Source organism: Pseudoalteromonas sp. R86517 (assembly GCF_042466295.1).
Lineage (GTDB): Bacteria > Pseudomonadota > Gammaproteobacteria > Enterobacterales > Alteromonadaceae > Pseudoalteromonas > Pseudoalteromonas atlantica.
Genome location: NZ_JAXHCB010000001.1, coordinates 1003670 through 1025824, shown reverse-complemented (window position 1 = coordinate 1025824; position 22155 = coordinate 1003670). Strand labels below are relative to the sequence as shown.

Genomic DNA, 22155 nt, shown 5'->3' with positions numbered 1-22155 from the left:
TTACTCCGTTACCGTGTTACTGCATATTGCGTCTAGCTCTTTTACAAACCATTTGTACGCGACTAACCCTGTGAATACATTACCGATTGCAGCGCCAATAAATAAACCAATCAAGCCACCTAGCATACTGCCTACATAAGCAAAAGGCAGGTAAAACACAAACAAACGAATAATACTTAAAAACAATGCATTCATAGGTTTGTGTAAAGCATTAAACGATGAATTTGATAAAATGATCACCCCTTGAAAACCATAACTTAGCGGTATGGTGTATATAAAGAGCTTAATAACATCGATTACAGCTTGTTCTTTACCAAATAATTGGCTTATTACCCCTGACAGCGAAATGAGTAAAATATAAATAGCAAATTGCCATATCATCACAAATTTAAGCGTACCAATGTACGCCTCTTTTACGCGGCCTAATTTACCCGCCCCAAAGTTTTGGCTAACAAAAGGAGGCAATGTCATCGACAAAGCCAGCACTAAAATACTGGCAATTGATTCAATACGGCTGCCCACACCAAAAGCGGCAACCGCTTCGGGTCCATGATTGGCAACGAGTGCGGTCATCACAGCCATTGCTACTGGGGTAAGCATGTTAGCCCCCGCTGCGGGTAAACCTATTTTAAGTACTTTTTTAATTGCACTTGCCGCAGTTTGATTACCTGCTTTTAAACTTAATAGCCGCTTTTTAACGCCCAGCACATATAAAATAATAACAACCGCTACGCCCCAGGCAATAACACTGGCAATAGCGGCACCTTGAATGCCTAATGCCGGTACTGGGCCCCAGCCAAATATCAAAATAGGATCGAGTATGGCATTAATAAGCCCTGCCCCACCCATTACTATGCTGGGTGTTTTAGTATCGCCACTGGCTCGTAATACCGAATTACCTATCATGGGGGTAATTAAAAATACGCTGCCAATAAACCAAATATTCATATACTCATGAATAAGTGGCAGCACTAATTGTCCGGCCCCTAATAAAGTGAATATTGGGTCGATTAGTAAATATCCAACAAACGAAAGTAAAATAACTAATAGTAGCGCCACAATAAGCGACACACTGGCATCAAAACGCGCCTCTTCTATTTTATTACTGCCTAAGGCTTTCGCTATCACCGCTGATGTGCCAATACCTAAACCTATGGCTAGGCTTATTACCGTAAAGGTTACCGGAAACGTAAAGCTTACCGCCGCAAGGGGCTCTGTGCCCAACATACTGATAAAAAATGTATCGACTATATTGAACATCATTAGCGTGACCATGCCAAATATCATCGGGATGGTCATTTTTTTCAATGTAGGCAAGATGGGATCGTTAAGTAAATCTGGGCGTGATTGAGAATGTGAAGTTTCGCGCATGGAATAAATAAGCCTCTTTTACTGAGCGAGCCATTTTAAAGCATCATAGCAATTCAAGCCACGGATTTATCAATGGATTTCATACTAATAATAAAGCAACAATTAAAAAAATAGCTAAAGTTGAATTTTTAAGCATTTGTGCACAAATACGCCCTTAGAGCGCCAAAAAACAATAAGTGAACATTTTTATTACTTTTTTAACATTTAACCCTGCAAATTCGCTGAATTTTTACACAGCGCGGTATTAATCTTTATCGTAACGAATTAATTTACTCATCGTTGCATGGTAATTCAGCATGCATTTATAACCCTATGTTTTTTATAGTAATAAAAAAATCGTTTTAAAAGCTTGAAATCGTTGTAGCGCCCTAAAACTCTGGTCGGGACAGTGTTCTTAAAGTTTCATAAACAGAGTTATCCACAGAAACCGTGGATAACTCAGCTGAGCCCGCATTTATAAAGGCTTGCGCGCTGGCTAAAATTCAGCTCAGGTCCTACCTTTGTTCAAAGTTAAAGTTAAAAACTTATCAATGCTTGCAAACAAAAAATTAAGCTAAGCCAAATCTTTGTGCCTAATACAGCTATAAGTGTCTTAATTAGTTAACGCAAATATTTAGCAACTTATTGATTGTTTTGTTTTTGTACAGCTTTTTGAAATAAAGTTTTCAGCCACGGCTTTATTAGTTTAACCCCTCTTAAATACCGTAATACGAAAAAACTACCCTGCTGGATTTTTTAAAAAGATCTGCTAGCTAAATTTATACTCGGTTTTATGACAACCAGGTTAAATACAAATTTACTGATTTGCCGCAATAAATTTTGTCTCAGCGGCATTTTTTACACATAAATTAAACAATGGCTATTTTATCGGCGCTGTTTTTTTCACATTGGTGTGAGTCTAAATAGAGATTTACCGCCGTGTTTTGCATAAATAGAGTTATAAAATGCGCAGATCGAACATAAAAACAACGAATAAACTTCTTTTTTAAATTTATGACTTTTATATGTTGACACTTTGCGGCTCCATCATTAATATTTCGCCCCGTTGAAAGGCATGACGCTTCCCCCTTAGCTCAGTTGGTTAGAGCGACGGACTGTTAATCCGCAGGTCCCCCGTTCGAGTCGGGGAGGGGGAGCCAAGTTTTTCAATCATAAACGATTCCCCCTTAGCTCAGTTGGTTAGAGCGACGGACTGTTAATCCGCAGGTCCCCCGTTCGAGTCGGGGAGGGGGAGCCAAGTTTATGTTTATGATGTAGTTCCCCCTTAGCTCAGTTGGTTAGAGCGACGGACTGTTAATCCGCAGGTCCCCCGTTCGAGTCGGGGAGGGGGAGCCAAATCATAAAATTACATCTCTATTTGTTCCCCCTTAGCTCAGTTGGTTAGAGCGACGGACTGTTAATCCGCAGGTCCCCCGTTCGAGTCGGGGAGGGGGAGCCAATCATAAGAATTTCATAGACATTTCAGTAATTTTCCACTACTCTTCTGCTTTATAACTAAAACATAATATCTATTCTAATGTGTTGCTATTAGTTGAATGATCAAGGACCTGATTCCTTTCCTTTTGAACTATTAAAAGATTGATAACATGGCTGGCTTTAAAAAACTTATTTTTATACAAATCCTGTCTTGGCTTGTATGTGTTGCGGCTGGAAGCTACTTCATATCTGTAAGCTTTAATAATGCAGTAAGTGAAGCACAAACTTCAGCGCAAACCAGTGTAACACGTTACATTAACAGCTTAACAAGTGATGAGCTTTCGCCTGAAAGTATAAAAAAAGCGATTGGCGATGGTAAAACATTTTCAAACTTTATACTAAGAGATTACCAAGGGGCTGAGGTATTTTCAGTTAACTCCCCTACCCAGCTACCCATGTTTGCTAAATTTATTCAATCTAGCTTTAATTCGGTTCGCCCACAGTTTGCCGTTAACGACGCTGCAGATATAAAAGTAGAATTTACCCTCAGCATTGAACGTTTAGCGCAGCAGCTACAAACCTCGTTATTTATAGTTATATTTATTTCTGCCTTTTTAGTGGTTATTCCTATCATATTAATGAAGTCTATTTTTCATAGCTTAAATAAAAATATCAGCATGACCGTTGCCGATGTAATAGACATTTATATTAACCAAAATCAAATTGGTGACGACTTAGACACCGCACTTGATGCAAGTAAAATGAAAAAGCTAGGTAAAGATTTAATCCCGAGCTTTAATCGCCTTTCGCATTTTTTAAAAAATAAAAATGATGATATTCAAAACGCTGCCCTAAGTATCAAGCAAGAAGCCTATAAAGATGTAATTACCGAATTAGGTAACCGTAATATGTTTGTTGAATATTACGAAAAACACATCGAAAACAGTGAGCGCAGTACGTTTGGTTCGTTAGCGCTTGTACGCTGTAGTGAGCTGCAAACTATAAACCAAAGCCGTGGCTACCAAAAAGGTGATGACTACGTTAAAGGTGTGGCGGATATAATTAAGCATATAAGCGGCACTTACACCGGCAGCCAAGTATTTAGGCTAAATAGCTCAGACTTTGTCATTGTACTACCTAATACCCCACTTAAAGAAGCAGAGCGTTTTGGTGAAAACCTGCAATCGCGCTTTACTCAATACCAACAAAATCAAGAGCTAAGCTCTGTGGCTAACACAGGTATTGTGGGCTACGAAAAAGGCAAACCGCTGGGTGAGCTATTATCGGTTGTCGATAACGCAATGAGCATGGCGCAATCTAAGCAAGTAAATGCATGGCATGTGCAGCGCGAAACCGATTTAGTTAACAATGTAAGTGCAGGGTTTGGTAACCAAAACTGGCGTAAAGTGATTAACGAAGTGATTGAATCAAAACGTGTTCACTTAGTAATGCAAAATATTATGCCGCTGGGTAAAAGCATTAAGGCGTATGCAGAGATACAAGTGCGCTTTAAAACCGAAGATAACCAAGTGCTCCCTACGGCCTCGTTTTTAGCCATGGCTGAAAAACTCGATATGGCCATAGAAATTGACCGCTTAATTATTGACTCATCACTTGAAAAAATTAAAAGCCGTAACCTCTCTGAAAAGTTTTTTGGCCTGAATGTAACCGCCTCAAGTGCACATAACGATCAATTTGTTATTTGGTTAGAGCGCCGCTTATTAAAAGATACACATATAGCCTCTAAATTAGTATTTGAAGTAAGTGAGTTTGGCCTACAGCAAAATATTAAAGCCAGTAAACGCTTTATTGATATGGTGCATCGCGTAGGTGCCCGCGTAACGGTTGAACGCTTTGGTGTAGGACTAACGTCGTTTAAGTTTTTCCGTGATTTAAAACCAGACTTTATTAAAATGGATGCAAGTTACACCCGCGGCCTAGAAGATGATAAAAACAATCAATACTTTATGCGCCTAATGGTTGATTTAGCCCACCGCATTGGTGTGAGTGTGTTTGCAGAGGGCGTTGAAAGCCAAGAAGAAAAACACATTGTAGAAACGCTTTGCCTAGACGGCGTACAAGGTTATTACATAGAAAAACCTAAAGATATTTAGCGCCACCCCTTAATGAAAGTAAAAAAGAGCACATGTGCTCTTTTTTGCATTTAACTGTTTAATTTTTCGCTTACTTTAAAATCACATAAATTTTACAGCTTTGTGATCGCTTAATTATTTTACTGTGTTTATTTAACTGATAACGACTCGCATATGTTGTTTATCGGGGCAGAAAAAAGGATAATACACAGGATTTTAATAGCGCGAGGCACACATGGCAGAATATGTCTTGTTATTGATTGGAACCGTTCTAGTTAATAACTTTGTATTAGTACAATTTTTAGGCTTATGTCCATTTATGGGTGTATCAGGCAAGCTTGATACCGCTATTGGTATGTCTTTAGCAACCACGTTTGTGCTTACTCTTGCCTCTGTTACAAGCTATTTAGTTAATCAATATATTTTAGCGCCGCTAGATATCGAATTTTTACGCACCATGAGCTTTATTTTAGTGATTGCCGTTGTGGTGCAATTTACCGAAATGGTTGTGCGTAAAACTAGCCCGACTTTATACCGTTTACTGGGTATATTTTTACCGCTGATCACCACTAACTGTGCGGTATTAGGTGTTGCGCTTCTTAACATAAAAGAAGATCACACCTTTTTACAATCGGCCGTGTATGGTTTTGGCGCAGCCGTTGGCTTTTCATTAGTACTTGTATTATTTGCAGCGCTGCGCGAACGCCTTGCTGCTGCAGATGTTCCTACCCCATTTAAAGGCGCCTCAATAGCCATGATCACCGCCGGCTTAATGTCGATGGCGTTTATGGGATTTACCGGATTAGTGAAGTTTTAATATGACCTTAATGTACGCCTTGATAGCGCTTGGCTCGCTAGCGCTTGTTTTTGGACTTATTTTAGGCTTTGCAGCTATTCGCTTTCGTGTAGAAGGCGACCCAATTGTTGAGCAAATAGATACCATTTTACCGCAAACCCAGTGTGGCCAGTGTGGCTATCCGGGCTGTCGTCCCTACGCTGAGGCAATTGCCAACGGGGATGAAATTAATAAATGCCCTCCAGGCGGAGAAGCAACGGTTAAAAAGCTGGCCGATTTAATGGGCGTAGAGCCTAAACCGCTTGCTGGCGGCGAACAAGCAGAGCCGATAAAAACAGTGGCCTATATTCGCGAAGACGAGTGCATAGGCTGTACTAAGTGTATTCAGGCATGCCCTGTGGATGCCATTGTCGGTGCTACACGCCAAATGCACACTGTACTAATAGAAGAATGTACCGGCTGCGATTTATGTGTAGAGCCCTGCCCTGTAGATTGCATTGATATGCTGCCTGTAGCCGAAACAAAACAAAACTGGAAATGGCAACTTGATGCTATTCCTGTCACGCAAATAGATTAGAGGTTTGAGTGGAAAAGTTACTTGAACAAATTAAAAAAGGCACTGTTTGGGCATTCCCGGGCGGCGTGCATCCACCACAACAAAAAACACTCTCTAACAGTGCGCGTATTGCTAGGCTTCCTCTACCTGATAAGTTAGTTGTACCAATTAAACAGCACATTGGTGCTAACGGTAAATTAATTGTAGAAAAAGGCCAACAGGTATTAAAAGGCCAAGCACTTACCGTGCCCGTTGCGAATTGGTCTGTGCCTGTACATGCGCCCAGCTCTGGCACCATAACAGATATTGCCTCTATGCCTTCGGCGCATCCATCGGCTTTACCTGAGCTAAGTATTATTATTGAGCCTGATGGCAAAGATCAATGGTGCGAACTAACCCCAACACCTAACCCAAGTGAGCTTAGCCACGATGAATTAGTTGATATAATTCATCAAGCAGGTATAAGTGGTATGGGTGGAGCAGGCTTTCCTACTTATGTAAAAGCCGATATAAAACAACCTATTGAGTTTTTAATTGTTAATGCTGTTGAGTGCGAGCCATACATAACAGCCGACGATGTGTTAATGCGTGAACATGCCAAGCAAGTAGTGCAAGGCATTGAGTTAATGCAACAAATTTTAAACCCGACACTGTGTATTGTTGGCATTGAAGATAATAAGCCCGAAGCCATAGCGGCTATGAAAAGTGCCGCAGAGCACAACGCCAATATTGTTATACAAACGGTGCCTACTGTTTATCCATCGGGTGGCGAAAAACAATTAATTAAATTACTTACAAACCGTGAAGTACCCAGTGGCGGTATTCCTGCCGATATTGGTATTTTAGTGCACAACACAGGAACTTTGTTTGCTGTGCAACAAGCAGTGTACGAAGGTAAACCGCTTATTGAACGCGTTGTTACAGTAACAGGTAACACCATTCATAATGCAGGTAATGTATGGGCACTATTAGGCACCGAAGTTAAGCACCTGCTTGATTGCCAAGGTTTTTCACCCGTACCCCAGCAGCGCGTTGTTATGGGCGGGCCGATGATGGGCTTTACCTTACCGACTGTGCGTATTGGGGTAATTAAAACCACCAACTGTATTTTAGCCCCCGATCATAAAGAGCTGGCAGAGCCTGGCCCTGAAAAAGCCTGTATACGTTGTAGTGCCTGTGCAGATGCCTGCCCTGCTTCGTTATTACCCCAGCAATTACAATGGTTTGCAAAATCAAAAGAATACGACAAATTACAAGAGCACAACTTATTTGATTGTATTGAATGTGGTGCGTGTGCGTATGTATGCCCAAGCGAAATTCCATTGGTGCAGTATTACCGCGTAGCAAAAGTAGAAATAAAAGAGCAGCAAGCCGAAAAAATTAAAGCCGATAGAGCAAAAGAGCGCTTTGACGCCCGTAAAGAACGCCTAGAGCGCGAGCAACAAGAACGTCAAAACCGCCATAAACGTAAACCAGCGGCAAAAACATCAGATGAAAAACAAAAAGTAGCGGATGCCCTTGCCCGCGTTAAGAGCAAATCATCGGATGGCGATGAAAAATCTGCTGTAGCCGCTGCAATTGCCCGCGCAAAAGCGAAAAAACAGCAAGGTGAAGAGCTAGAGCCAGATAACAGTGAAGTAGCTAAAGAGCGTGCACTACGTAAAGAAAAAGCACGTAAATATAAAGAACAAAAAGCTGCCGAGGGCGAGTCATCACCAACACCTGATGATAAAAAATCAGCTGTAGCTGCTGCTATTGCCCGCGCCAAAGCGAAAAAAGCGGCGCAAGCTGAGCAAAGCGCTGAGCCACAAAACGATGAAGCAACCGCCCCAGCTGATGATAAAAAAGCAGCCGTAGCTGCTGCTATTGCACGCGCTAAAGCGAAAAAAGCGGCGCAAGCCGAGCAAAGCGATGAAGCGCCCGCCCCAGCTGATGACAAAAAAGCAGCAGTAGCTGCTGCTATTGCCCGTGCTAAAGCTAAAAAAGCGGCGCAAGCTGAGCAAAGTGCAGAGCCACAAAGCGATGAAGCGCCCGCGCCCGCTGATGACAAAAAAGCAGCAGTAGCTGCTGCTATTGCTCGCGCTAAAGCTAAAAAAGCCGCTAAAGCGGCTGCGCAAGCCCAGCAATCAGATGAACCAAGTGCTGCTGAGCAAACAGGTGAAGTTGAGCCTGAAAACTCACAAACACACTCTCCTGCTGATGACAAAAAAGCGGCCGTAGCTGCTGCGATTGCCCGCGCTAAAGCTAAAAAAGCAGCTAAAGAAGCAGAGCAATCAGCAGCAAGTGAACACAGCACACCTGAACAAAGCAATGAGCCACAAACCAGCAGCGGTTCAAACTCTGAGAAAACGGCCTCTGAGCAAACTGCTGCAGAGAAGAAAAAAGCCGCCGTGGCCGCCGCAATAGCGCGCGCCAAAGCTAAAAAGTTACAAAAAGAAGGAAATGATCAGTCATGAAATTAACCATGGCCAGTTCGCCGCACAACCATAGCCATAAGTCGTTAACGCGATTAATGCTAACCGTAATTGCTGCGTGTATTCCTGGGCTAATAGCGCAAGTGGTATTTTTTGGGACTGGCGTACTTATTCAGTTAGTACTGGCACTTGTTGCTGTGAGCGTATTTGAAGCAGCCATTATGTTAATGCGTAAACGCCCTGTTTGGCCTGCATTGAGTGATGGTAGTGCTTGGCTTACTGGTGTGCTGTTAGCACTGAGTATTCCGCCGCTGGCGCCTTGGTGGGTCATTATTATTGGCTGTTTATTTGCCATTGTGATTGTAAAGCAACTTTATGGTGGGCTTGGGTTTAACTTATTTAACCCAGCAATGGCCGCATACGTACTACTTTTAGTCTCGTTTCCGGTGCAAATGACCGCTTGGTTACCCGTTACCGATTTACTTAACGCCCCAATTGGCTTTATTGACCAATTACGCCTTATATTTACCGATTTTACCGCTCTGGGCTTTAGTGTTGATCAAGTCCGTGCCGGCGTTGATGGCCTCACCATGGCCACCCCGCTTGATACAGTTAAAACCGATGTAGCACATGGTCTAACCGTTAGCGAAAGTATGCAAAAACCGATTTTTTCTCAATGGGCTGGGCTTGGTTGGCTATGGGTTAACCTAGGCTTTTTAGCCGGTGGTTTATACCTTTTAAAAGCTAAAATTATAAACTGGCATATTCCAGTAAGCTTTATAGGCTCACTAGCGCTGTGCAGTGCCATTGGCTATATTGCCGCACCGGGTACCGAGCCGGGTATGGTATTTCACCTATTAAGTGGCGCAACCATGATGGGCGCATTTTTTATCGCCACCGATCCTGTTTCGGCTGCAACTACCAATAAAGGGCGCTTAATTTATGGCGCGTTAATTGGCTTGTTGGTGTATTTAATTCGCACCTTTGGTGGCTTCCCTGATGCGGTAGCCTTTAGTGTATTATTAATTAATATTGCTGTACCGCTGATTGATTACTACACCCAACCACGCACTTATGGCCACGGAGCAGTAAAATGATTATTTCATCAATGGCTAAAAATGGCGCGATATTAACCGCCTTTGCACTGATAACAACAGGCTTAGTTGCCTCAATTGATGCCTTTACCGCCGATAAAATTGCCGAGCAAGAACGCCTGCAATTAACCTCACAATTACAAGAGGTATTAAACCCAAGCAGCTACGATAATCAGCTCAATACAAATTGCGTAATTATGAGCGATGAACAACTGGGTCCTTACCCCGAGCAAGTTATTTACCGCGCTTATAAAAATCAGCAACCTGTTGCACTTGTAATAAGACACATAACACCTAGTGGTTACAGTGGCGATATTAACTTATTAACCGCCGTACTTGCTGACGGCACTATTGCCGGCGTTCGTACTACTAAGCACGAAGAGACGCCCGGCTTAGGCGATAAAGTAGAAGTTAAAAAGTCGCTGTGGATCACTACATTTAACGATTTAACGGTTCAAAGTGAAGACGATGCCCGTTGGGCGGTAAAAAAGGATGGTGGCCAGTTTGACCAATTTACCGGTGCAACAATTACCCCTCGCGCCGTGGTAGGCTCGGTAAAAAATGCCGTATTATTTGCAAAAACTAACTTTGACGCCATTTTTAAACAGCCTAATGCTTGCCAAGAGGTAACACAATGAGTGAGTTAAAAACCTTATACAAAGAAGGCGTATGGGCTAATAACCCCGCGCTAGTGCAGCTACTCGGTTTATGCCCGCTTTTAGCTGTTACATCAACTGTAACCAACGCGCTTGGCCTAGGGTTAGCCACTTTATTAGTTTTAGTAGGCTCTAATATTACTGTTTCAGTTGTGCGTAATTGGGTGCCTAAAGACATTCGTATTCCGGTATTTGTAATGATTATTGCAGGCTTTGTGACCATAGTTCAGCTACTTATGAATGCGTATACCTTTGGCTTGTATCAATCATTAGGCATATTTATTCCACTAATAGTAACTAACTGCGCCATTATTGGCCGTGCAGAGGCATATGCCTCTAAAAATCCTGTGCACCTGTCTGCATTCGATGGCCTAATGATGGGCTTAGGCTTTATGGCCGTACTGTTAGTGCTCGGTGCAATGCGCGAACTGATAGGCCAAGGTACATTATTTGATGGAGCCGATTTGCTTCTAGGGCCATGGGCACAAAGCCTACGCTTGGAAATATTTAGTTTCGATAGCCAGTTTTTACTCGCTATTTTACCACCCGGCGCCTTTTTAGGGCTTGGGCTGCTAATAGCAGCAAAAAATGTTATTGACGCACAAATAAAATCAAAACAAGTAACGCCGCCAGAAGCCGAAAAAGGCCCACGCGCACGTGTTACTAGCTTAACTTAAGGGGAAAACGCATTAACGCTATTAGCTAATGCGTTTTAAGTTGCATGAATAAAGAAAAACGTCACCAAATACTCTCGCGCTTGCGCGAGCAAAACCCGCATCCAGAAACCGAGCTTGAATACTCAAGCCCATTTGAGCTACTAGTAGCTGTTACGCTCTCTGCACAAGCCACCGATGTAGGGGTAAATAAAGCCACCCGTAAATTATTTCCGGTTGCTAATACGCCACAAGCCATTTTAGATATTGGCCACGATGCGCTTCGCGATTATATAAAAACCATTGGCTTATTTAATTCAAAAGCCGCAAACGTGTACAAAATGTGCCAAATATTGGTTGACCAACATAACGGCATTGTTCCCGAAAACCGCGAAGCTCTAGAAGCCCTACCCGGTGTTGGCCGAAAAACCGCAAATGTAGTGCTCAACACAGCCTTTGGCTGGCCGACTATTGCCGTAGACACGCATATTTTTCGTGTTTCAAACCGCACCAAATTTGCTATGGGCAAAGATGTAGTCGCCGTTGAGCAAAAACTTGAAAAGGTTGTTCCTAAAGAATTTAAAGTAGACGTACACCACTGGTTAATACTACACGGACGCTATACCTGCGTTGCACGCAAGCCTAAATGCGGCAGTTGTATTATTGAAGACTTGTGTGAGTTTAAAGAAAAAACGGACTAATAATTGAAAAGCTATAGCAATAAATCACAATTATACAATTTGCTTTTAGCCATTACTTCAGCGTTTTTTATATGGCTCTCGAATGGCTTTATCACCTTTATTGCTTTTAACGAGTTTGTTGCAGGAGTGAAATTTGAAGAACTTTTGCTCATATTTTCACACGTCGATATTCTAAAAGTTTTGGCTTTTCCTGAGTTTTGGGAAGCTAATGCAAATCACTCTTTCATTGAGGCCCCTGGTTTATGGTTTGAGCCGATGACTATTGTATCTTCGTTAGGCTCATTTCTTCTCATAGCTTTATTTTCTATGTATGTCAGTAAATTAAAATCTGAAACAATATCTTTATCATTACTCTTAATTGGGTTTTTATACTTGGTTGTTTCATGGGGTGTTTTGCTAGATGTATCTGATGCTAAGATGATTGGACCCTATTTAAGTATAGGCATTCAAGGCCTGTTATTACATTCGTTTATAAGTTGCCTAATTTGTGTTTTTACCTTATCAAAAAATGTATATTTTAAAATTAGTACTATTTAGTCTTTCTTTATTTAGTAGCTTTGCATTTGCAAGCGAAATTGATTGGCAAAGCAAAGCGGCTGATCATATTAGGTTAAATATAATTCTGTTTATTAACCTTGGCCTTTTCATTCTCATTTTGTTTTTCTCAATTCGTCATATTAAAAAATTAAAACGACTTAATATAACAATCACTAATGAATCGTTAATCGACCCTTTGACAAAAGTGTTAAATAGAAAAGGCTTTCATGAACAAGTTTCACGCTTAGATAAACAAAGTGGTTTTTTACTCATTGCAGATATAGATAACTTTAAACTCATTAATGATCGATTTGGACATAATGCTGGTGATAAAGTTCTTCAAAGGGTCGCTCATGCTTTAAAAGTTCAAACTAGAGAAAAAGATATTGTTGGACGATATGGCGGAGAAGAGTTTGTAGTTTTCTTTCCAAGCAATGATGTTGAAACCGTAAAAAAGATTTCACATAGGCTTGTATTAGCCATTGCTAGCCTTAATTTAAATGACATATCACCTGAATTAACAGGAGTCACAATTAGTGCGGGTGTAGATAAAGGTGATACAAAACGCTCTAAGTTTGAAAGGTTATATGAAAACGCAGACCAACTATTATATAAAGCTAAGGCTGCTGGTAAAAATCAAGTTATCGTATTTGATAACTAACAGCTTAAGCCTTAGCTAATCCACTTCTAGTCGCACTGCAGTAATCCGGCATCTAATCGTTTAGCTGTCTGTCGAGTCTATATTATTTATAAATTGCGCCATATTTACTAAACGCTCACCGACAATAAATGCAATGGTGCGTTTAACCCAAGGAATTGCGATATTTGTGTAGTTTAGTTTAGCTAATACGCAGCTTGTAATTATTAAAAGTAGAAGCGATGACACGCTGTAAAACCAAACCATGTGTTGCTCTAGGTGAGCATACAAGTCAATTTCAAATAGCACATCAAAGCCAATAAAAACATAAGCCATATAAAAAGGTGCAGACATAAGTAACAACTTAGTTAGTTGTAATTTATGTGAGCAAAGGCGGTAAACGTCTTTTTGTAGTTGGCTAATTGACTTTGCATAATCAACGTTAGCAATATGCACTATTTGGCCAATATTACCTGCAAGGCCAGCAATGGAAAATACACTCAGTATCAACGCAGATATTGAAGGCGCTGAAACACTAAAGTTATTTGCAATATACTGCCCCAATAAAACAATAATAAAAAAGAAGGCTGCGCTTTCAATAATACGTGCCCACTTCATAGCATTAAGCTCTTTCATTTGTTTATTCACTTTTGTTTCGCTCAGCAGTGATTGGTTTATTGTAATGGCCGATTCGTTAACACTATTTTGCTGCTGCCATGTGTTTTTAATGTTATCTAAATTCATATTAAGCCCCCTGTTTTTCAAATTGATTTTTTAGTGTTTCTTTAATGCGGCCAATTCGCGTAGCGACGTTGGTTTTACTTATGCCTAAACTCGTCGCTATGCTTTGGTGGGGTTCGCCTTCTAAATACAGCAATACTATGGCTTTATTTAACTTATCGAGCTTTGCTATAAATTCATAAAGCTGCTTAACCTCTTCGCTTTTATCATTGTGCGCTGATAGGTCGGCTATGTGCACAATGCACTGCTCACTTTCATTGGCTTTATCTTCTCGTTTACTGTCTTTGCGGTAATATGAAATCGCCACATTCAGTGCTATTCGGTACATCCACGTAGAAAACTTATAGTCTTTGTCATAGTTATCATAAGCAAGCCACATGGTGGTGAGTATTTCTTGCGCTAGGTCTTGCCTGTCGTGTTGGTTTTGACAGTAAGAGTTTACAACTTTATAAATAATGCCTTTATGCTGCTCCATTGTTTGAGTAAACAGTGCTTTTTTATTGGTGTTCATTTACGCATAAATCCATCATCTAAATTAATCTCATCACGTAGTTGGCTCATCGCAGTTTTATTGTGTTTAATTTCTAATGCATCTGTTTTTAAAAGTAATAAAGTGCGGCGCTTTGGCTAATGCAACATAGCCTGTACACATTTATATAATCATTTTAGCTGCACGATAGTACTCACATAATAGCCTTATCTAGTTATTCGCAGTATCGCTGAAATAATCACAACTATTTAAAAAATAATTATCTGAGGGAGTAATAAGCTAAGTAAAAGAGCAAAGCGAGGAGTTAGCTCTTTTTCTGCTTTGCTATTAAAAAGGGACTCCTAGTTAAAAGATTTTTTAATATAGCAATAGTTAATATTATTGTATCTCTGGTTATCGAATATGACTCAGGCTAAAGGTGGTAAAAAAACATACAATCTGCTATTAATAGTGAATAATAATTTAAGGAGGTTTCTGCGTTAGCGCTGTAAGAAACCACATAACTTCAAGGATGTATTTTGCAAAGTAATCATTCAAAATTTCAGCCAAATAAGTGGTCATTATTAAATTTAGCTGTTGTACTTATACTGGCGGGTGCATTTTATTATTTGGGTCAATTTTCTGTATTTCATTCGATTCTTTTAAGCCTAATTTGCTTTATTTCATTTTTAACCTTATTAATTTTAAAGCGTTGGAAAGCATATATTAACTATTTAAAAGCAGTAGGAGATGAGATAGAGCGAGAAAGATTTCACTTAGGTGAACACATAGTATCGATGGTTCCTTACATGAACTTACAAATAACAGTTCATGCACGTATGGATGAATCAGCTTTATTAATCAAAAAAGCAAATTGTTATATTTCAATTAATCTAAAAGATATTTGCTCATTTGAGCCAACTGAATATTTCGGACGGCCAATCGCGAAAGTAATTTTGGCCGATAATAAAAACTTAACTCCTGCACTCTATGTACCTTGGTCTGAAGAAATGGCGCTAACTCAAAGTAAAGCTCATGGGTAAACGCCTTTGTTTGCTTATCATGCCTTAAAGGTATTAAGCGTTACTCTCTAAGGCGATACTAAGATTTATAGCGGTTTAACTCTGATACTAAGTGCGTACTTTTAAATACCACCAAATTAGAGGCGCCAGTATCACTATTTCAATACCCACATTTAGCCACTGTTTTGCTACCGAGCCATCTAACATAATGCCAATAAGCCTTGCAATTAATAGTCCTACGAGTAACGATGACAGTGTTGCCGCTATGCTAGCTTGCCAAGGTACAAGCTGATGATGAAATTGCAGCAATAAGCCAAAACCAATAAATAACCCCCACCAAATTCTGCGCTCTACGGCCTTAAAAATATCATTCGGAACTGGCTTGTTGCTTATCAGCTCAGGATTGGCAGCTAACACTGTGCCAAAAATAATGAATACCGCACCAACAACCCTAAAAATGACTATATTATCCATGATCAATCCCTCAGGCTGGTTGTTTGATCAACTGTTTGAGCAATCGATTGCTCAACAAGCTCCTGAGGTAACTCTTTTGCTTGGCTCCACTGCTTTGGCGATTGCCCATACATGCGTTTAAATTCTCGGCTAAATTGTGATGAGCTAACATAGCCTACCGACATGGCCGCCGAACTTACGTTCATACCCGCTGCAATTTTCATCGCAGCGGTATTTAAGCGCATAGATTTAACAAATTGAATCGGCGACATACTGGTCGCATCCTTAAATTTTCGATGCAAAACTGCCCTACTTACGCCAATTTTTGCTGCCATATCGTCTATGGTTATGGTTTCATCTAATCGAGATGCCAAATAATCAATTGAGCGTGCTATGTCGTTTCCTACGCCAAAGGCTTGGTGCACACTACTACCTGCCTGTCCGTTTAATATGGCGTAATATAATTCTCGCAGTCGCCCTTCACCTAAAACCGCAATATCTACAGGGTTGCCTACAAGTTGCAGCAATCTTAGTAATGAATCGGTAAATGAGTCATCCCATGCTGCGAGTGTAAGCCCTTGCGTTTTGGCCCCTGATGCGTGTTTTTTTACACCTTGTGCAGCCATGGTAATAGATAATTCGGTCATCACTTTTGTATCTAGCGATACAATAACGCCTAGCAAGGGGTTCTCAGGTGAAGCCGTGGGTGTACCCGCTTCTACCGGCATAGACATAGGGCAGCACATATAATTATTTTCATCGTATATAAAATGCTTACCATCGAGTATGGCTTCTTTAGTGCCACTGACTATAGCAACAATACACGGCTCGTATACCGCAGGTGCACAGCGCATAGCATGCGTTACTTTAAACAACTGAACACCTTTAATACCCGTTTCTATTAGCCCTTGGGTATAATTTTCATCGTTGTTTACATCGTTAAAAGACAGGCTATTTTGTATAAGTTGCTTAATGTGGTGTTTGCTCATTCACCCATACCTTTTAAATATAGAATAAATCCAATCTAGCACCGTAAATACACATTCTCAATGCAGCGATACAAATAGGCATATTTTAAAGAGGATATCGCCTAGTTACACCTGGTGGCGAGAGTTATATTACCTAACAAGCACTTTAGAGCAATATGCATAGCCCTGTACTGCATATTTATACTTAACTATTGATAGGAATTTAACTAATGAGCGCAACTAACCCATTTGGCCCTTCTGGCTGGACTCCCGACCAACTCAGTTCTTTAGTTGGTAAATGCTATCTAATAACGGGAGCAAATACAGGCGCAGGCTTTGAAGCAACCCGACTATTACTCGCTAAAGGCGCAAAAGTAGTTATGCTCAATCGTAACCCTTTAAAATCAGATGAAGCTATTGCTAAGTTAAAACAGGAGTTTGGCAATAGTACCGATGTGAGCTTTATAAAAATGGACCTAGCAGAGCTTGCATCAGTACGCCATGCAGCCAACGAGGTATTACAAGCTGTGCCACACATAGATGCACTTATTTGTAACGGCGCTATTGCGCAGGTCGCGACTCAGCAATTTACTAAAGACGGCTTTGAAAGTCAGTTAGGGGTTAACCACTATGGGCACTTTTTACTGTGTGGTTTGCTATTTAATAAAATAGAGCAATCTAGCGGGCGTATTGTCGTAGTGGCCAGTGAAGGCTACAAAATGGGGCTTAAAACGATTCAATTTGATGACATGAATTGGAATAAAAACTACCACCCAAATAAGACCTACTGCCACAGTAAACTTGCACAAATGATGTTTGCTTATGAGCTGCAAAATAAAATAGCCGCCGCCAATAAAAATGTGCAGGTGTTTGTGTGTCACCCAGGTGCAGCTAATACCTCTCTTATTGGCGATAATGTTAACTTTGCAACCCGATTTACCTGGTCACTAATAGTAAAAATGGGCTTAGCGCAATCGGCAGAGCAAGGTGCATACCCTGAGGTTATGTGTGCCACCGAGCATAACCTAAAACAACGTGCGTATTATGGCCCATCAGGAAGATGGAATTGGAGCGGCCCCGTAGGAATATGCAAACTTGAGCCGTTTGCTTTAGATCAGCCTGTGCTAAGCAAATTATGGGCGGTTACTGAGCAGCACACTGCTTTTAAATGGACAATATAATTGCTAATAGCGAGCGTATGTAGGGTGTAAAAGTAATGAAAAACCATTAGTAATCGGCCTAATACTTTTACTTTTCCTAACCGGCTGTAAAAGTACCAATAATCCCCCTGTACAGTATAAACCTAATGATGAGCTGGTAGTACTTGCCCATGGATTAGGCAGAAGCGATTGGGCAATGCGATATTTTGCCCAACAGCTTAAACGTGCTCATTATAAAGTATGCAGCCTAAATTACGCCTCTTTAGGGCAAAGTGTTGAGGCTGTATTTACGCAAACAACCACACAAATTAATGCATGTATTGCTAATGCGAGTAAAGTACATTTTGTCGGCCACTCCCTAGGTGGCTTAGTTATTAGAGCCTACTTGCAAAATAACCCTCGGGTATTTAATGGTAATACACTTGGAAATGTCGTGTTAATTGGTACGCCTAACAAAGGCAGCGAATTAGCTAATCATTTAAATGGTTCATGGTTAATGCATATAGCCGGCGGTGTAAGCCAATCTCTAATTACAGGCAGTAAGAGTTTGGGCAACACCATAAATGAGCTGGACATTGATTTAGGTGTAATAGCCGGTACTAAAGCATCCCCCCTGACACAGCATTATTTTAAAGGTAAAAACGATGGCTTGGTGTCTGTAGAATCAGCCAAACTGAGGGCGTGTTGATTTTTGCGGATTGAAATTTGTTCAATCTAGGGGCGATTAAATCGCGGCGCGAGGTTTGTAACCTAGTGGGCTCGATAACTGCTCCTGCGTTATTCTAATGACTTACATCCCTGTAAGAATAAGTAAAAACCAAGTAAAGCTTCCGCGTCCTGCTCACGCCCCTTACCTACATCCATGTAGGCAACAAAGAGTTTATCGCCCCTAGGCAGAACCCAAAGGGCAGCGCATGTTTGGCATTTATGCAGCGTTATCGCCTATTTATGGGGAATAACCACACTTCACAGGCTCTGCCTTGCCTAAAAACCAAACACACTGCTGCAAATTCAACCATCAAATACCAACACGCCCTACTAATATGCGTGATTTTATTACCCTTGATGTAAGCCACACGGGAATGCGCTACAGCCAACAAGTAATACAACACACACTTTATTTTTTGCAAACAGGTGCATTTTTACCCCCAACACAAAGAACCACGGCCCTTTATTAACCACCTAACTGCGGCTAAATTAAGGTCAAAAAAAAGCAAGCCATGTGGCTTGCTTTTTAGTGCCCGTTCAAAGGCTACACACTCTCAACATACTTTTTAAAAACGGTAACTTGCACCCAGTGTAATACGACGGTCAGTTAAACCTTGGAAACACAATAGTGCGCTTTCGTTTACACATGATTGGCTAATTTCAGATTCAGTAATATTTACTGCCTCTAAGCCAATATTAAGTTGCTCGTTCACATCGTAGCTAATACTTGCATTAAGCTGGCCACGGTCTTCCTGTACCACTGGGAAACCCCAAGGGAAGCTAGACGTACTACCAAAGTCATTTGAACGATACCCTTCACGCCACGTGTAACGCATACGTGCTGATAGGCCAAATTTTTCGTAGTACAGCGTAAAGTTATACGCGTTTTCAGAAAGGTTAAGTAAGCCTTGAATTTCACTTACTTCAATACCTGGCGTACCGGTAGTTGCTGCAAATACATTACTTGCTCTTGAGGTTGCTGAATTTTCGGTTTCACCACCTGAGAACTCTTGAATTGTATAGTTAGCTAGCACACCAAAACCAGAAGCCCACCCTAGGTCTTTTTCAAAGCCTGATAGGTCATACTGAAAGGCAAACTCAATCCCTTTTTGGGTAGTTTCACCACTATCGTTTACTTTTGTTTCTGTACCAACACATACGCCACGGCCATTCTCAGGGCCAAATACGTTTATATCTGCAATGGGGTTAAATATACCGCCGCCTTCACATGGATCTGTTAAGTCGCGATACCCTGTTACAGGGTCTTCAACTGGCGAGGTTAACTGATTTACGTGTAAGTCTTTACGTGTTTTATGAAAAATACCTACGCTAAATACACTTGCCTCTGCAAAATACCACTCTGCCGATAAATCGTAAGACAGTACTTCTTCAGGTTTCAGTGCTGGGTTACCAAATTCAACTTCGTCATTTGGACTTGTGCTGTAGGTAATAGACGTTGATAGGTCGTTATAATCAGGGCGACGAATATCTTTACCTACACCAAAGCGCACAAGTACATCTTCTGATACATCAGCCACAAGGTTTAAACGAGGTAAAATAAAGTCATAGTCAGATTCATTGGTAATACGCGTTACCAGTTCATTACCACTACCATCTTGAGTAACTGAGTTGCCCGTAGACTCTACGTCTGTTTGAATGTAACGTACACCAATGTTACCGCGCACCATTTCGTACTCAAAGTTAGCTTGTGCATATAGCGCATGGGTGGTTTCTTCTATATCAAAAAAACCTGCAGAACTTGAAGTAGGTGCATTTAATGTTTTGCTTGAACCATGCGCAGTCATCGCTGCTTGTAATGTGGCAAGTACCGCATCAGGGTCTGACGCCACAAGCTCTGGATCAATTAATAAAAAGTCGCCTATGTATAACGAGCGGCCATCAGCTTCGTTAAAGTTATCTGGGCCTGCCACTAATAAGTCGGCAAATAAATCACCCGACGGGCTATCAGCCATGGTTCTTAAACCAATGCTTGAGGTAATTTCGTTTTGTTTGCTTTGTGATTTACTGTAGCGGTAACCAAAATCAATAGAGGTTACAATTGAGTCTGTGTAATAGGTTGAATCAATACGGAACGCATCTTCAGAGTTTTCAACCGTATCTTGACCAATATTTACATCACGTAGCACTACATTTGCAGGGTCTAGTAGTTGTTCAACCGTTGGCGCGTACTCTGCCCCCTCTGCAATACCAAATGCCAATGCGCCACCTGATAAGTCATACTCAAACGGCACACTATTATCATTACCGCCACCAGCATCTAACGGCACATTAGGGTTAATAAAGTTAAGCGTTGTATTAAAGCTAGGCGTAGTTGTATCTGAAGATGACGAAGCAATTTCAGCACTAACAAACCACTTATCGCCTTGCCATTCGCCACCGAGTCTAAAAATATTACTGTCGGTAACACGCGAGTTTGTATCACTTGAAAAACGAAGGTTAGGATCGTCATCATCGTTTTCTAAATTAACCGGAATGACACCGCGTAAGGCCGCTTGAATAGACCCAAGGTTGGTACCGCCAAGTGAGCCTAAGTTTACGGTTTCAAATTCATCAGGAACCGAAATATCATTAAGCGCACTTACACCAGAGGCCTGTACACGAGAACTTTCTTGGCGACGTTCTTGATCGTTAACCACAGCATCAAAATAAAACTTTGTGTTGTCGTTTGGCGCCCATTCAATGGTACCTACAAAGTTTTTAGTTTCGTATTCGTAGTTATCGTAATCTTGTACAAAAAATTGAATCGGTAAAAAGTCAAAAGACTGAGCGCTGGCTACACCACTATCTGCAGTGATAATGTTATCTCTATCAGCACGTGGGCGAAACGCCGTTACATCTTGCTCTGCGTAGCTGCCGCTCACTAACACACCAAATTTACCGTAATCACCTTCCCAGTTATCAGCAAAAGTTCCCGAAAAACGTGGTTGCAAACCGCTATCAGTGCTTAAGCTACTGTGCTCACCTTGCACTCTAATAGTGGCTAGCTGCTCACCTAAATGCAGTGGGCGAATCGTTTTAAGGTTAATAGTACCGCCTACAGAGCCCTCTATTGTTTTCGCTTCAGGCGACTTTATTACCTCTAAGCTTGAAATAATTGACGCTGATACATCTTCAAAGCTAATACCACTTCGACCAGAGCCTGAGCCCACCGTTGATACACCGTTAATTTCGGTACGGTTAGCATCGGTACCACGAATTTGTACACCTGTGCCTACACCCGCTTGGCGTGTAATTTGAATACCCGTTACGTTTTCTAATACTTCAGCGAGGTTTTGATCGGGTAATTTACCAATATCTTCTGACTGAATAATTTCAACTAGGCTATCTGCAGAGCGTTTTTCAGCAAGTGCATTAGTAAGTGATTGACGAATGCCAGATACTTCGATGATCTCTACATCATCTTCTGCAATTGGCTTGGCTTCCTGTGCGTGTGTGGACATAGAAAGGTTTAATGCTGTGGCAGATATAACTGCTAGCGTAATTTTTGATAACTTGTGATTCATAGTTTTTCCTGTGTGTGTCAGTGCTATGTGTAACTCGCTATATATTTTTTATTAAACGCCTTACCATTTATCTAAATGGTTAACTTAATATTTACAGCAAAAGCACCAAAGGTCAACCTATTGGTAAACCATTTTTTGTAAAAAAAGCAAAAACAGTCATTACCAATAAAAGCCAATTCGGCATGA

General features: G+C 41.1%; 19 protein-coding genes and 4 tRNA genes. 17 read left to right on the top strand and 6 right to left on the bottom strand.

Going from position 1 to position 22155, the window contains the following annotated elements; all coding sequences use genetic code 11:
• Positions 1 to 1371: an MATE family efflux transporter gene (locus SJY38_RS04585; protein WP_377109338.1), complete on the bottom strand. Its 1371-nt coding sequence runs from the start codon at positions 1369 to 1371 to the stop codon at positions 1 to 3.
• A gap of 1062 nt (positions 1372 to 2433) precedes the next feature.
• On the opposite strand from SJY38_RS04585, the gene SJY38_RS04580 reads away from it, so the two are divergent.
• The 14 genes from SJY38_RS04580 to SJY38_RS04515 all read left to right on the top strand — a co-directional run bounded on the left by SJY38_RS04580 (position 2434) and on the right by SJY38_RS04515 (position 12948).
• Positions 2434 to 2510: transfer RNA gene (locus SJY38_RS04580), tRNA-Asn, on the top strand.
• 21 nt (positions 2511 to 2531) lie between these two features.
• A tRNA-Asn gene (locus SJY38_RS04575) sits at positions 2532 to 2608 on the top strand.
• Between the two features lie 21 nt (positions 2609 to 2629).
• Positions 2630 to 2706, top strand: a tRNA-Asn gene (locus SJY38_RS04570).
• Positions 2707 to 2732: 26 nt separating this feature from the next.
• Positions 2733 to 2809 (top strand) — tRNA-Asn (locus SJY38_RS04565).
• A gap of 148 nt (positions 2810 to 2957) precedes the next feature.
• Positions 2958 to 4901 (top strand): EAL domain-containing protein, encoded by a 1944-nt coding sequence (locus tag SJY38_RS04560; protein ID WP_377109337.1) that lies wholly within the window; start codon positions 2958 to 2960, stop codon positions 4899 to 4901.
• Positions 4902 to 5115: 214 nt separating this feature from the next.
• Positions 5116 to 5697 (top strand): electron transport complex subunit RsxA, encoded by a 582-nt coding sequence (rsxA, locus tag SJY38_RS04555; protein WP_377109336.1) that lies wholly within the window; start codon positions 5116 to 5118, stop codon positions 5695 to 5697.
• Position 5698: 1 nt separating this feature from the next.
• Entirely contained in the window at positions 5699 to 6253 is a 555-nt protein-coding gene (gene rsxB, locus SJY38_RS04550) for an electron transport complex subunit RsxB (protein WP_004589479.1), read from the top strand.
• Positions 6254 to 6261: 8 nt separating this feature from the next.
• Positions 6262 to 8688 carry an electron transport complex subunit RsxC gene (gene rsxC, locus SJY38_RS04545; protein WP_377109335.1) on the top strand — a complete coding sequence of 809 codons (2427 nt, stop codon included), beginning with the start codon at positions 6262 to 6264 and terminating at the stop codon, positions 8686 to 8688.
• Positions 8685 to 9743 carry an electron transport complex subunit RsxD gene (rsxD, locus tag SJY38_RS04540; RefSeq protein ID WP_004589481.1) on the top strand — a complete coding sequence of 353 codons (1059 nt, stop codon included), beginning with the start codon at positions 8685 to 8687 and terminating at the stop codon, positions 9741 to 9743. The genes rsxC and rsxD overlap by 4 nt, the downstream gene beginning before the upstream one ends.
• The gene (gene rsxG / locus SJY38_RS04535; protein ID WP_004589482.1) at positions 9740 to 10378 is read left to right on the top strand and encodes an electron transport complex subunit RsxG; all 639 of its coding nucleotides are present in this window, start codon (positions 9740 to 9742) and stop codon (positions 10376 to 10378) included. Before rsxD ends, rsxG begins: the two co-directional genes overlap by 4 nt.
• On the top strand, positions 10375 to 11073 hold the full coding sequence (locus tag SJY38_RS04530) for an electron transport complex subunit E (RefSeq protein ID WP_004589483.1): 699 nt from the start codon (positions 10375 to 10377) through the stop codon (positions 11071 to 11073). Before rsxG ends, SJY38_RS04530 begins: the two co-directional genes overlap by 4 nt.
• Before the next feature lie 44 nt (positions 11074 to 11117).
• A complete protein-coding gene (gene nth / locus SJY38_RS04525; RefSeq protein ID WP_024034131.1) occupies positions 11118 to 11750 on the top strand; it encodes an endonuclease III in 633 nt (210 codons plus the stop codon).
• 3 nt (positions 11751 to 11753) lie between these two features.
• Positions 11754 to 12287 carry a hypothetical protein gene (locus SJY38_RS04520; RefSeq protein ID WP_377109334.1) on the top strand — a complete coding sequence of 178 codons (534 nt, stop codon included), beginning with the start codon at positions 11754 to 11756 and terminating at the stop codon, positions 12285 to 12287.
• Positions 12238 to 12948, top strand: coding sequence for a GGDEF domain-containing protein (locus SJY38_RS04515; RefSeq protein ID WP_024034141.1), 711 nt, complete (start codon positions 12238 to 12240; stop codon positions 12946 to 12948). The genes SJY38_RS04520 and SJY38_RS04515 overlap by 50 nt, the downstream gene beginning before the upstream one ends.
• A gap of 60 nt (positions 12949 to 13008) precedes the next feature.
• Here the strand turns inward: SJY38_RS04515 and SJY38_RS04510 are convergent, their stop codons facing one another.
• Complete coding sequence (locus SJY38_RS04510; RefSeq protein ID WP_377109333.1) at positions 13009 to 13668, bottom strand: hypothetical protein; 660 nt, start codon at positions 13666 to 13668, stop codon at positions 13009 to 13011.
• A 1-nt stretch (position 13669) separates the two neighbouring features.
• Positions 13670 to 14176, bottom strand: a complete 507-nt coding sequence (locus tag SJY38_RS04505; protein ID WP_248450718.1) for a sigma-70 family RNA polymerase sigma factor — start codon at positions 14174 to 14176, stop codon at positions 13670 to 13672.
• 497 nt (positions 14177 to 14673) lie between these two features.
• Here SJY38_RS04505 and SJY38_RS04500 point away from each other — a divergent pair, with 497 nt between their 5' ends.
• Entirely contained in the window at positions 14674 to 15177 is a 504-nt protein-coding gene (locus SJY38_RS04500) for a hypothetical protein (RefSeq protein ID WP_029772398.1), read from the top strand.
• Positions 15178 to 15264: 87 nt separating this feature from the next.
• Here the strand turns inward: SJY38_RS04500 and SJY38_RS04495 are convergent, their stop codons facing one another.
• Both SJY38_RS04495 and SJY38_RS04490 read right to left on the bottom strand, forming a co-directional pair.
• The gene (locus SJY38_RS04495) at positions 15265 to 15630 is read right to left on the bottom strand and encodes a DUF4345 family protein (RefSeq protein WP_377109332.1); all 366 of its coding nucleotides are present in this window, start codon (positions 15628 to 15630) and stop codon (positions 15265 to 15267) included.
• Between the two features lie 2 nt (positions 15631 to 15632).
• Entirely contained in the window at positions 15633 to 16598 is a 966-nt protein-coding gene (locus SJY38_RS04490; protein WP_273586744.1) for an AraC family transcriptional regulator, read from the bottom strand.
• A 209-nt stretch (positions 16599 to 16807) separates the two neighbouring features.
• Between SJY38_RS04490 and SJY38_RS04485 the strand changes: the two genes are divergently transcribed.
• Entirely contained in the window at positions 16808 to 17758 is a 951-nt protein-coding gene (locus SJY38_RS04485) for an SDR family oxidoreductase (protein ID WP_273586743.1), read from the top strand.
• A gap of 52 nt (positions 17759 to 17810) precedes the next feature.
• Positions 17811 to 18425, top strand: a complete 615-nt coding sequence (locus SJY38_RS04480; protein WP_337938899.1) for an alpha/beta fold hydrolase — start codon at positions 17811 to 17813, stop codon at positions 18423 to 18425.
• Positions 18426 to 19011: 586 nt separating this feature from the next.
• Here the strand turns inward: SJY38_RS04480 and SJY38_RS04475 are convergent.
• Positions 19012 to 21969, bottom strand: a complete 2958-nt coding sequence (locus tag SJY38_RS04475) for a TonB-dependent receptor (protein WP_055253067.1) — start codon at positions 21967 to 21969, stop codon at positions 19012 to 19014.
• Between the last annotated feature and the right edge of the window lie 186 nt (positions 21970 to 22155).